The sequence below is a fragment of the Methylomicrobium sp. Wu6 genome, from assembly GCF_035916875.1.
Taxonomy (GTDB): Bacteria; Pseudomonadota; Gammaproteobacteria; order Methylococcales; family Methylomonadaceae; genus Methylomicrobium.
Map to the genome: position 1 here is coordinate 41,002 of NZ_JAXUHN010000059.1, position 12,344 is coordinate 53,345.

Below are 12,344 nucleotides of genomic sequence, written 5' to 3' on the forward strand. Positions count from 1 at the left end.
GGTTATGCCTTCTCCTTTCGTACCCAAAGGGCATAAAGGCGAGGGGCGGGGCAAGGAGGCATAAATAAAGGAAAAATGCATTATTTATATCTTCATTCTAGCCTTCTCCCGGAGGGAGAATGGACTTTGTTCCTTAAATCTAACGGCAGCGACGCTCCGTGCGGGAGCGATGAACCGAACACATAAGCTGTAGCCTCCATGCTATGTAACGGAATCGAGGGCTTAGGCCGCTCAAGGCTATTCAAACAAGATCAGGGTAGCTGGATTGTGAAAACAACCGAACTACCTGCATCAAATCGAAATCGGCGCCTTGATCGGCTCATGGGCCTGATAACCCTCGATTTCGAAATCCTCATACCGATAATCGAACAACGAATCCGGCTTGCGTTTGAATATCAATCTTGGCAAAGGATAAGGTTCACGGCTCAACTGCAATCTGGCCTGTTCCAGATGATTTAAATACAAGTGTACATCACCGCCGGTCCAGATAAAATCGCCGACGTCGAGATCGGCCTGCTGCGCGGCCATGTGCGTCAGCAATGCGTAGCTCGCGATGTTGAACGGCACGCCCAGAAACGTGTCGCAACTGCGCTGATAAAGCTGACAGGACAGGCGCCCGTCCGCGACATAAAACTGAAACAGCGCATGGCAGGGCGCCAGCGCCATCTTGCCCTGCGCGACATTCGCCTGCGGGCTGATCGTTTCGTCGGGCAAATCGGCGACATTCCAGGCCGAAACGATCATCCGGCGGCTGTTCGGCGTGGTTTTAAGTTGTTCCATCACCTGTTGCAATTGATCGATCGTGCGGCCGTCAGGCGTAGGCCAGGAACGCCATTGCCGGCCGTAAACCGGGCCCAAATCGCCGTTCGTGTCGGCCCATTCGTCCCAAATGCTGACCTTGTGCTCATGCAGATAAGCCAGGTTTGTATCGCCCTGCAAAAACCAGAGCAGTTCGTGAATGATCGACTTTAGATGAATTTTTTTCGTGGTCACCAAAGGAAAGCCTTCGGCCAAAGGAAAACGCAATTGATGCCCGAAGATCGACCGCGTGCCGCTGCCGGTTCTGTCGCCTTTTTCGACGCCTTCGTGAAGAATCTTGTCCAGTAAGTTTAAATAGTGCTGCATGCGAATTAACAAAATGTTTTCAGTTGTCTATCTTCAATGCAGCAGGGTATGGAGACTTTTGTTCCGTCTATCATTTCTTTGCACGCCGGATATAAAACAAGGGGCCCTAGTTTATCAGATTGATTTTCTAATATTCTTATAGAAAAACGTATTGCACTTCATCCGGCAGCGTTTCGTAAAGCACATAGGAATTATGTGCCATATTCAAAGCGCAAATTTTATGCATGGCATCAATCTGCCTTTTTATAAGCGATATAAATCATCGCGGCGCCGATAATGATCATCGGCGTTGACAGGATTTGCCCCATCGTGAGCCAATTCAGCGCCAGATAGCCGATCTGTGCGTCGGGCATGCGGAAAAATTCGACAAAGAAGCGGAAGCAACCGTACGCCATCAATGCCATGCCGGTCGGCGCCATCGTCGGCCGGGGCTTGGAAGTATAAATCCACAGTATAATGAAAAGTACGAAGCCTTCCAGGAAGGCTTCGTAAAGTTGGGACGGATGGCGCGGCAGCGGACCGCCATTCGGAAACACCATGCCCCAGGGTACATCGGTTGGACGGCCCCAGAGTTCGGAATTGATGAAGTTGCCCAGCCGACCCGCGCCAAGACCGATCGGCGCCAGTGGCGAGATGATGTCGGTCAACTGCATCATCGTACAGTTTTGCTGCTTGCCGAAAAACCACATAGCGACAAACACGCCGAGCATGCCGCCGTGAAACGACATGCCGCCTTTCCAAATCTCAAAAAGCACCAGCGGGTTGTGTAAAAACTCGGGTAAATTGTAAAACAGCGTGTAGCCGATGCGTCCACCGAGAATAACACCCAACGCGCCGTAGGTGACCAAATCTTCAATCGCCTCGGGCTGGACCGGTGACCAGGACTGCTGAGCACGTTTCTTTCCCAATATCCAAACGCCGGCAAAGCCGACCAGATACATTAGGCCGTACCAATGAATTTTGAGCGGGCCGATAGTGACGGCGATCGGATCGATAGATGGATAAGTCAGCATGGTTAGGAAGAGTCAAAACTAAAAAGGCCACATTATACCTTGCCGTACAACACAGCCCTACCATGCTGTAATCGACGCTGCATGTGTAATGGCCAATCCACTATCGATACGAAGGGTCAGGTAGCCGAATACAACCTTATCTCGCGATTTTATTCCGCCATCCCTGAATGGTGTTTCATGTGCCCGGGCGTCGGCGCATTGCCGTGATCCTTGATTTGCGCATCCAGCCATTCATGCAGCGCCTGCACATATTGCGGGTATTCGGTTGAAAAGTGAATCTGGGCGCCGTTCGGCAATCCTTTGTATTCAAAGCGGATATCGTCGGTTTTGGCGGTTTTCAACTGCTGAAGCCCCGGCATATTCGCGCCGTGCATCTTTTCGGAGCTGGAAAAGTCGCCTTTGCCAAACGCATCGGCTATTTGCCGTAGATAGTTCTGTATCAATTGGACTTGTTTGCTGTCGTCCGCGGTTTTGGCGATCACATGCATCACTCCCCCATGCACGGTTTTCGAAAATGTTTCCAGAGTCTTATCGGCGGCATAAGGCACTAACTCCTCACGTCGATGCTCCACGTTCTCCATACGCTGCGGGCTGGCAAGTTCTTCCGCGATCGTTGATGTTGCAAAAAATAAAAATCCCATCGAAATTAAAGCTATCTGTTTCATGATCGTTCTCCTCGTTAGTCCTGATTTGAGTGTGTAATGCGCACCTTGTCCGTGGCTGATTATGCCGGAAGATTTTTCCGCTCGCCGGATACTGCCTATCGGCAACCTCCCATGCTCATATATCCCTTGCCGATATATTCTGAAGACAGGCTTGTCGTATATCGGGTTCCATGATTCGTTCAACGATAATGCGCTGATAATGTATGATTTTTTAAATAGTAATGATAAAATCACAGCCACAAGTGAATTTAGCAGATTGACGGATGCCGACAGACTCCAACAAAACGTCTCATAGCCACCTCGCGCTGGAATTTAAAAGCAGTACATTTTCGGTGCCCGTTTTAGTTTTATTCAGCGATAGCCTCCGGAACATCGAACAACAACTGCAAGAAAAGATTGCCCTGGCGCCGGAGTTTTTTAAAAACTCTCCGATCCTGCTTGATTTTCAGGAAGTGAATAAGCGCGGTCTGGACATCGCCGTGGCGGATTTGGTCAAATCGGTCAGGGAACTGAATTTATTGCCAATCGGAATACGCGGCGGTAACGCGGCGCAAAATCGGCAAGCATTGGCATTGGGCATTCCCGTGCATGTACTGCATGGCGGAACGGCTCCGGAAATCACAAAAATCAAAACGATCACGGCTGCGCCCGAAGAGTCTTTACAAAGCGAAGGACCTTCTACGATGATGATTACTCAGCCGGTGCGGTCGGGTCAGCGTATTTATGCACATGGCGACCTGATTGTCTTGGCGCCGGTCAGTTCCGGTACCGAGATCATGGCCGAAGGCAATATCCATGTCTATGGTTCTTTGCGCGGACGAGCTCTGGCTGGCGTGCAAGGCGATGAAAAAGCGCGGATTTTTTGTTCCGATCTACAGGCGGAACTGATCTCGATCGCGGGCATTTACAAGATCAGCGAGGATCTGTCTGAAGAATTCAAGCACAAACCGGTGCAGATTTTTCTTAAGGATCATTCGCTGATCATCAAGGAAATTTAATTTAAACCGCTCTCTATTTGGAGGAAACACCATTGGCCAGAATCATTGTCGTTACATCAGGTAAAGGCGGAGTCGGCAAAACCACCACCAGCGCCGCCATTTCGATGGGACTTGCGAAACGAGGCCATAAAACCGCCGTGATCGATTTTGATGTGGGCCTGCGCAACCTGGATTTGATTATGGGCTGCGAGCGTCGCGTCGTTTATGATTTGATCAACGTGATCAGCGGCGAAGCGTCGCTGAATCAGGCCTTGATCAAAGATAAGCACTGCAACAACCTTTATATTCTGCCGGCTTCGCAAACGCGCGACAAAGATTCGCTGACTCAGGAAGGCATCGGCAAGATTCTGGACGAGTTGTCGAAAGATTTCAAATACATTGTCTGCGACTCGCCGGCGGGTATCGAAAAAGGTGCGCATCTGGCGATGTATTACGCCGACGATGCATTCGTGGTGACCAATCCGGAAGTGTCTTCGGTAAGGGACTCCGATCGTATGTTAGGCATTTTGGCGAGCAAGTCGCGCCGCGCCGAACAAAATCAGGAGCCGATCAAGGAATATCTGCTGTTGACCCGTTATTCGCCGGAACGCGTGAAACTTGGCGAAATGCTCAGCGTTGAAGACGTACAGGAAATTTTGTCACTGCATTTGCTCGGTGTGATTCCCGATTCGAAATCGGTGCTGAATGCCTCGAATGCCGGTGTGCCGGTGATTCTGGATGATAAAAGCGATGCGGGCCAGGCTTATGCGGACATCGTCGCGCGTTATTTGGGGGAAGACAAGCCCCACCGGTTCATCGATGAGAAGAAAGGACTCTTCGGGAAACTCTTTGGGAGAGGATAATGAGTTTGCTGGATTATTTTAGAACTTCGCGGCCGAGTTCTGCATCCGTCGCCAAGGAAAGGCTGCAAATTCTGGTGGCGCACGAAAGACTGTCGCGCAACCAGCCTTCCTATCTTCCGCAATTGCAAAAAGAATTGTTGGAAGTCATACGCCGGCACGTCAACGTCGGTCAGGATGCGATCTCGTTCAGCTTTGAACAGGACGGCAATCAAGAAACGCTCGAGTTGAATATCGTGTTGCCCGATCAACCGCCCAAGAAATCTTAACTTTTCTCAATCAACACAACAGGAGACTTTTATGGCTGATAGCATTGGTGAAGTGGCTGGCAAGATCTGGACTTATCTAAGTGATAACGGACCATCCAGCGTGAACAAAATCACCGTTGAAACCGGTGAAAACAAAAATGACATCCAGCGCGCAATCGGCTGGCTTCTGAAGGAAGATAAGCTGAATATCGAACTGGTAGGCCGCGCGGAAACCTTGTCATTGAAATAAGCGCAAGCAGCTAATTTCTCTCGGCAGGGTTCGGTCGATTTCGAGCCTGCCGGGTAAACTTACAACGCCGAAGGATCATCGTGTTCTTCGGCGTTTTTTTACGCCTGCCGAAGACGATATTTTGTAAAATTATCGGTTTTGCATAAAGGAAATCATGGCGTCGAAAAAAGCTCACCACGCTTCCGGCATCGCTGCAGGAATGCTTGCGTCTGTGATTGTGGTGTATGAAGGTGCGGGCGGTCCATGCCAATTGCTGGCGATGCTGGCGTTATTAGCCGGCGCCTGGGGAGGGACGGCGCCGGACTGGCTGGAAATAGCGTGGTGGCGAAAGAAATATCGCGGGAAACGCCGTTTATGGATTGCGCATCGCACATTAACCCACTGGGGCATTCCCTGGGTAATGCTGCTGTGGTATTCGTATGTCAGCCTCAATTCGGTATGGTGGGCACCTGTGGGATTCGGATTTGCGGCAGGTGGACTGATGCACCTGCTTACCGATTGGCCCAACCCGATGGGTGTGCCATGGATTTTCCGACGCCATTCGCTATCCATGTGGCGCAGCGGAAATCTTGAGTTCGTGGTAGTTGTCCTATCGTGGGGGCTATGCGCCGGGTTGGCTGATGGTCTGCTGTTTAATGGTGCTAACACGACGAAGCTTATCGCCTTGTGTCAGAGTCAATTGAAGAGTTTTTCGGACGATACGGGTACTAAAGTTACACCCAGACAGCTCATTCGGCAGTTTAAAACCTGATGAACACCCCTCGTAAACTGGTTCCGCTTTCCAGGGGTTAAAAGGAATGTCGGGGCGAAATCATTCCTCATGATAAAGCGTAGGATGTGCCGACGTAAGGAGGCGCATCGATCGCTAACGATGCGCTTCGCTGCGTTCAGCATATCCTACGGTCCGAGTAACAGCGCGGATCAAGTAATATATGAGTGACGGTTTTGGACAACCCTATGGTGGTCAACTTGCCGTAATAACGCTCGGCCACCATCAGAGCTGATAGCGCCATCCTGAAAATTTGTCTCGATCCCATGTCGTCCCAGGTTGCCAAATTTACTGAGTCTACAGTAGAACTTATATCATCGCACTTCCTTCAAAAATTAAGTTAACCCCTGGATTTTATAGGGGGGCTAGGTTGTTCTGGTTCATTCTTGATTAAATATCCGAGTTAGATAGTTTTGCTAAAATGGTGGATAGTTGACAACGGCCGGGCAAAAGCGGTGTAGGTTGGGTGGCTCAGCCAACCCAACCCAATCTACAATTCGTCATCCGGTAACCCTTTCCAAACCGGCCTTTACACACCGCAATATCTCATACGAATAAATCCCGCCGAACTGCTCATAGACCGGCTTCAACGCCCGCTTCTGCTCGTCGGGAAGATTCAACATCACGTCCTGGATCAGTCCGATATCGCGTTCCGGCAATTCGACGACCTCCTGCAACGTGACCAGCCCTTGCTCGATGCCTTCGGCCAGATGGCGGTAGATCGTGGTCGTCTTCAACTCGCGCTGCGCGGCAATCTGTTCGACGTTATAGCCGAGCCGGAACAGTTCGATCGAGGCGCCGGCCGTCTCCGAAGACCCCGTATCGGATTGTGTGGAATGCGCCGCGATCACCTCCAAAAACTGCTCACCGTAAAGTTCGAGCTTGCGCGCGCCGATGCCCGATATCGCGGCCATTTGTTTCAGATTCTTTGGACGGGAGGCGATCATCTCCATCAATGTCGCATCATGGAAAATCACATAAGGCGGCACGTCCTGCGCCTCGGCGATTTCCTTGCGTTTGGCGCGTAAGGCTTCCCATAGCGGCGTGCCGGCGACAGCGCCGGTTTTCGCGGTCGTGCGTTTGGTTTTTTCAGGTTTGATGTCCTCGCGCAGCATCAAGGTTTGCTCGCCGCGCAGCACCGGCCGGCTCGCGTCGTTCAGCCTCAGGGTGCCCATGCTCTCGAAATCGATGGCGACCAGACCGCGTGCGATCAACTGCCGGTACAACGAATGCCACTGCTGTTCCTCCAAATGCTTGCCGATGCCGAAGGTCGAAACGTGGTCATGCCCATTTTTCTGTACTTTCTCGGTAGCTTTGCCGAGCAGCACGTCGATCAGATGCGCGACGCCGAAGCGCTGGCCGGTTCGGTAGATGCAGGATAAAGCCTGCTGTGCGGCCAGGGTGCCGTCCCAGGTTTTGACCGGTTCCAGGCAGGTGTCGCAATTGCCGCAGGGTTGGTCCAGTTGATCGCCGAAATAAGCGAGCAGCGCCTGCCGCCGGCAATGCACCTGTTCGCAAAGCGCCAGCATTGCGTCGAGCTTATGCAGTTCGAGCCGCTTGTGCGCGTCATCGGCATTCGAATCGGCCAGCATGCGCCGGAGCAATAGCACGTCCTGCAATCCATACGCCATCCAGGCGTCGGCGGGCAGGCCGTCGCGCCCGGCGCGGCCGGTTTCCTGATAATAGGCCTCGACGCTTTTGGGTAGATCCAGATGCGCGACGAAGCGCACGTTCGGTTTGTCGATGCCCATCCCGAACGCGATCGTCGCGACGATGATCAGGCCCTCTTCCATCAAAAAACGGTGCTGATGGCGTTGGCGTTCCGATGCGTTCATTCCGGCATGATAGGGTAGTGCATTCAGTCCCTGCGCTTGCAGCCAGTCGGCGGTTTCCTCTACCTTTTTGCGCGACAGGCAATAGACGATACCGGCATCGCCGTCATGTTCGGCGCGGATGAAATCGAGCAATTGTTTGCGCGCATTCTGTTTTTGCACGATCCGGTAGCGGATGTTCGGCCGGTCGAAACCGCGTTGAAACATCCGGGCTTCGCCGAGCCCAAGACGACGGACGATTTCCTCGCGCGTTTTCGCATCCGCGGTCGCGGTCAGCGCGATACGCGGAATGTCCGGAAAGCGTTCATGCAGCAGCGATAACTGCAAATAATCGGCGCGGAAATCATGCCCCCATTGCGAGACGCAGTGCGCCTCGTCGATCGCGAACAGGGCGATTTGGAGCCTTGCAAACAAATCCAGCGTGCGTTCGCTGGTCAGTCGTTCAGGAGCGATGTAGAGCAGATCGAGTTCGCCGTTCAGCAGTTCCTGTTCGATCCGGCGGACATCCTGCAATGCCAGTGTCGAATTCAGAAACGCGGCGCGAATGCCGAGCTGCGTCAGCGCGCTCACCTGATCCTGCATCAGCGCGATCAGCGGTGAAATCACGATGCCGACGCCGGCGCGCAGCAAGGCAGGGATTTGATAACACAACGATTTGCCGCCGCCGGTCGGCATCAATACCAGCGCATCGCCGCCGGCCAACAGATGGCCGATTACCTCGGACTGCGGCTCCCGGAAGCGGTCGTAGCCGAATACCGACTTCAAAATGTCAAGCGGCTGAGTTTCCATCGCCGTTCTCCGCATCATCATTTAAGTTTCTTGAATGGTCTCAACCTATTTATAATAGTCCGATTATACAGGACAGAAGAACGCAGCCACCTTTCCATGACTCATTCCGATACGATGCTTTCGCCGCGACTGGAGCGGCTTTTACACAACGGCCGACAACATCTGCTTCGTGGAGGACTGAAAGGGATTGAAAAAGAGAGTTTGCGTATCGGCAAGGACGGCATGATCGCGCAGACCGCACATCCGAGAGCCTTGGGTTCCGCGCTGACGCATCCCTACATTACCACCGACTATTCGGAAGCGTTGATCGAACTGATCACCCCTCCGTTCGCGGAGATCGGCGATACGATAGATTATCTCTCCGACCTGCATCGGTTCGTTTACGATCACCTCGGCGATGAAATATTGCTCGGCGCGAGCATGCCGTGCGGCATCGATGGCGACGAAAGCATTCCGATCGCGACCTACGGATCATCGAATATTGGCCGGATGAAACATGTTTACCGGCGCGGCTTGTGGCATCGTTACGGGCGCACGATGCAATCGATCGCGGGCATCCATTTCAATTATTCGGCGCCGACCGGGTTATGGCCTGCGCTCAAGCAACTCGAAAACAGCGAGGCCAGTCTTGATGCCTTCACTGCGGATGGCTATTTCGGCCTGATCCGCAACTTTCAGCGCATCGGCTGGATTATTCTGTACCTGTTCGGCGCATCCCCGGCCATCTGCAAAAGCTTTTTCAAGAGCCGCCCGTCCTTGATGAGTCAGTTCGAAACTTTCGATCAGGGCACGCTGTATCATCCTTACGCGACCTCGCTCAGAATGAGCGACATCGGCTATAAAAGCAAAAACCAGGCGAATCTGAACATCGATTACAACTCCCTGCCGGGATACGTGTCCAGCTTACATAAGGCAATCACCACGCCGTATCCTGAGTATGAAAAGATTGGCGTGAAGTTGAACGGTGAATACCAGCAACTGAACAGCAACCTCCTGCAGATCGAAAACGAGTTTTACAGCACGATGCGTCCGAAGCAAATCGCGATGTCCGGCGAAAAGCCGACGATGGCGCTGAAACGGCGCGGCCTTCGTTACATCGAAATGCGTTCGCTCGATCTTGACGTGTTCAAAACGGTCGGGATCGACGCGAGCCGGGGGCGTTTCATCGAAGCGCTGTTGTTGAATTGTTTGTTGCACGACAGCCCGCCGAATACGCCCGAAGATTATGCCATCTACAATGCGAATCAACTGGCGGTCGCAAACAATGGTAGAAAGCCAGGCCTCGAACTGAACAAAAGCGGCAAGCCGATTGCGTTGCAGGATTGGGCGAGCGAAATTCTCGACACGATGGAGCCGGTTTGCACGGTTCTCGACGAAGGTCTGGCCGACAAGCCTTACAGTGCTGCTTTGAAGGAACAACGCCAGGTGGTGCAAAATCCGGATCTGACCCCATCGGCCAGAATGCTGAATACGATGTCGGGCAACGAACAGCCATTTGCCTGTTTCGCGTTGCAGTCATCGAACGAGCATGCGCGGTATTTTAAAAACCACAGACTCGATGATACCTGCAACCGGGAGTTTCTGGAACTTGCCGAACGATCCCTGAACAAACAAACCGAGATCGAAAGCAGCGATCAACTGTCTTTCGATGATTTCCTGGCAAACTACTTTGCTCAATGTGATGATATAGCCTCGCCAACATGACTGCTTTCGATATCCAGACTCTGCAAACCGAATTACAAAACAAAAACCCGCGCGTGATTTTGAAAAAAGCGCTGGAATTGTTCGACAATATCGCGATTTCGTTCAGCGGCGCGGAAGACGTCGTGCTGATAGACATGGCGGTTAACATCCGCAAAGATATTCAGGTTTTTTCGCTCGACACCGGCCGCCTGCATCCCGAAACCTACCGCTTCATCGAAAAAGTCAGAAAACATTACGGCATTGCGATCGACGTGTTGACGCCGGACCGGGAACTGCTGGACAACCTGGTCAAAACCAAGGGACTGTTCAGTTTCTACGAAGACGGCCACCACGAATGCTGCGGCATTCGCAAGGTCGAGCCGCTCAAACGCAAACTCGCGCATCTCGATGCCTGGATCACCGGCCAGCGCAAGGATCAAAGCCTGGATACCCGGCAAGACATTCCCGAAGTGCAGATCGACACCGCGTTTTCGACACCGGAACATCGATTGGTCAAATTCAATCCATTATTGAACTGGACTTCCGCGCAGGTTTGGGACTACATCGAAGCCTATCAGGTGCCTTTCAACGAACTGCACCAAAAGGGCTACATCAGTATCGGCTGTGAGCCTTGCACGCGACCGGTTCTGCCGAACCAGCACGAACGCGCAGGGCGCTGGTGGTGGGAAGATGCGGCGAAGAAGGAATGCGGACTGCATGCGGGGAATGTGAAGGAAGAATAAAGTGTAAAAGCCCGCTGGGTTGGAGCTTTGCAGGAACCCAGCTCATCCGTGCCCGTATGCCGGGTTTCGTGCTCAACCCAGCGCTGTCGCGCTCTGTCTACAGGGCTAATTCTCTACCGTTTGCACGGAAGTTTTTTCCGAGATGCAAAAAAGTACTTGATCCAGACTATACTGAGTCATGCTCGGCATGAATGTTAAAATGCGCAAATGGTGATGGACGCGAATCCGGTCGCGGACTTGATCAAGACGTTTTGGCGGTGTATTTGTCGTTAGCATAAAAAGGTCGCTATCCATGATTGAATAGCGTAGCGCTTAGTTTGGCAGGTTGTCAGAGTAGCGTTATACACCGATGGCGGAAATTTATATACACCTAGATTAGGTGTCTACTGAACGTTGGGCACTTAAGGCTTCGATAGGAAAAATACAAATGGCAGATGAAAATAAAGCACTAATGAAGGCGTTGGAGTGGGTAGTGGATATTGACCCTCCAGCAATTGTTGCTTCAGTTGCTGCTGAAAGAAATAAACATCCGGGATTAACTAATAAACAACTGGCCTGTAAAGCATTCTCCCAAGCTCGCTGGAAAGCAACTTCTGCGGGCGTTGTAACGGGATTACCAGCGAATCCCTGGGTAGCCCTTCCCGCCGCAACAACCGATGTGGCTGTAACTTTAAGAACAGAGGTTTACGCTGCCGCCCGAACAGCCATAATCTTCGATGAATCGTTTTTTGATTACGAAGATGCAAAGTGGGAATTGCTGATTCCAGTGTTTGGTTTGAATGTTGGCAGTCAATTCGCACGTGAGCTTGGCATTAGAGGAGGAATGGGTGTAACTCGTGCTGCCATTCGAAAATACTTGTCTAAAGAAACACTAAAAGCATTTCAAAAGATAATGTTGAAATATTTTGGCATCAAAGTAACTCAAAAAGGAGTGATAACAAAAACAGTCCCAATCATTGGCGGGCTAATAGGTGGCGGGTGGAATTATATTGAAGTAGGTAGAATAAAAAGCAGAACTATTTTGTACTTTGAAAATAATGCCTAACATGGCGGTCAACCGGAGCGCGGAAGCAAGGCGATTTTGTTTATATATTGGCTTCCTGGTCACGCCTGGTTAGCTTTACGTTATGCGTAAAACGATTCGGATCGAGTAATGGCAAATAATTGGAATATTCCAGCTTGGCTAGAGACGGAAGTCAGGGAAAGAGACAAAGCTTGTGTTTATTGCGGCGTTGAATTTACGCCTACCAAGGTTTCCAGGAAGTCAGCAGCTAGTGTCTAATTGTATAAAAATACGATAGATATATAATCCTCTGAAAATTACAGAGGAGTTATCGATGGGGCGTATTGCTAAGGTGGTTAAGTTGAGCCAACAGGAGCGCGTAGAGTT

12 protein-coding genes are annotated in these 12,344 nt (G+C 51.6%); 8 read left to right on the plus strand and 4 right to left on the minus strand.

The window, feature by feature from the left end:
* Positions 1–291 precede the first annotated feature (291 nt).
* The 3 genes from thyA to U2W12_RS06475 form a co-directional block, all read right to left on the minus strand.
* Positions 292–1,125 (minus strand): thymidylate synthase, encoded by an 834-nt coding sequence (gene thyA, locus U2W12_RS06465; protein ID WP_326499849.1) that lies wholly within the window; start codon positions 1,123–1,125, stop codon positions 292–294.
* A 230-nt stretch (positions 1,126–1,355) separates the two neighbouring features.
* Positions 1,356–2,138 carry a prolipoprotein diacylglyceryl transferase gene (lgt, locus tag U2W12_RS06470; protein WP_326499850.1) on the minus strand — a complete coding sequence of 261 codons (783 nt, stop codon included), beginning with the start codon at positions 2,136–2,138 and terminating at the stop codon, positions 1,356–1,358.
* Positions 2,139–2,287: 149 nt separating this feature from the next.
* A complete protein-coding gene (locus tag U2W12_RS06475) occupies positions 2,288–2,803 on the minus strand; it encodes an aspartate carbamoyltransferase (protein ID WP_326499851.1) in 516 nt (171 codons plus the stop codon).
* Positions 2,804–3,066: 263 nt separating this feature from the next.
* On the opposite strand from U2W12_RS06475, the gene minC reads away from it, so the two are divergent.
* The 5 genes from minC (at position 3,067) to U2W12_RS06500 (ending at position 5,889) form a co-directional block, all read left to right on the plus strand.
* Positions 3,067–3,801 carry a septum site-determining protein MinC gene (gene minC, locus U2W12_RS06480; RefSeq protein WP_326499852.1) on the plus strand — a complete coding sequence of 245 codons (735 nt, stop codon included), beginning with the start codon at positions 3,067–3,069 and terminating at the stop codon, positions 3,799–3,801.
* A 32-nt stretch (positions 3,802–3,833) separates the two neighbouring features.
* Entirely contained in the window at positions 3,834–4,643 is an 810-nt protein-coding gene (gene minD / locus U2W12_RS06485; RefSeq protein ID WP_326499853.1) for a septum site-determining protein MinD, read from the plus strand.
* Positions 4,643–4,909, plus strand: coding sequence for a cell division topological specificity factor MinE (gene minE / locus U2W12_RS06490; protein WP_326499854.1), 267 nt, complete (start codon positions 4,643–4,645; stop codon positions 4,907–4,909). Before minD ends, minE begins: the two co-directional genes overlap by 1 nt.
* A gap of 31 nt (positions 4,910–4,940) precedes the next feature.
* Positions 4,941–5,138 carry a winged helix-turn-helix domain-containing protein gene (locus U2W12_RS06495; RefSeq protein WP_326499855.1) on the plus strand — a complete coding sequence of 66 codons (198 nt, stop codon included), beginning with the start codon at positions 4,941–4,943 and terminating at the stop codon, positions 5,136–5,138.
* Between the two features lie 154 nt (positions 5,139–5,292).
* Positions 5,293–5,889 carry a metal-dependent hydrolase gene (locus U2W12_RS06500; protein ID WP_326499856.1) on the plus strand — a complete coding sequence of 199 codons (597 nt, stop codon included), beginning with the start codon at positions 5,293–5,295 and terminating at the stop codon, positions 5,887–5,889.
* A gap of 518 nt (positions 5,890–6,407) precedes the next feature.
* On the opposite strand, the gene recQ is transcribed toward U2W12_RS06500, so the two are convergent.
* Complete coding sequence (gene recQ, locus U2W12_RS06505) at positions 6,408–8,528, minus strand: DNA helicase RecQ (protein WP_326499857.1); 2,121 nt, start codon at positions 8,526–8,528, stop codon at positions 6,408–6,410.
* A 96-nt stretch (positions 8,529–8,624) separates the two neighbouring features.
* Here recQ and gshA point away from each other — a divergent pair, with 96 nt between their 5' ends.
* The 3 genes from gshA to U2W12_RS06520 all read left to right on the plus strand — a co-directional run bounded on the left by gshA (position 8,625) and on the right by U2W12_RS06520 (position 11,999).
* The gene (gene gshA / locus U2W12_RS06510; RefSeq protein ID WP_326499858.1) at positions 8,625–10,232 is read left to right on the plus strand and encodes a glutamate--cysteine ligase; all 1,608 of its coding nucleotides are present in this window, start codon (positions 8,625–8,627) and stop codon (positions 10,230–10,232) included.
* Positions 10,229–10,954: a phosphoadenylyl-sulfate reductase gene (locus U2W12_RS06515; RefSeq protein ID WP_326499859.1), complete on the plus strand. Its 726-nt coding sequence runs from the start codon at positions 10,229–10,231 to the stop codon at positions 10,952–10,954. Before gshA ends, U2W12_RS06515 begins: the two co-directional genes overlap by 4 nt.
* A 427-nt stretch (positions 10,955–11,381) precedes the next feature.
* Positions 11,382–11,999, plus strand: a complete 618-nt coding sequence (locus U2W12_RS06520; RefSeq protein WP_326499860.1) for a hypothetical protein — start codon at positions 11,382–11,384, stop codon at positions 11,997–11,999.
* Positions 12,000–12,344: the final 345 nt, after the last annotated feature.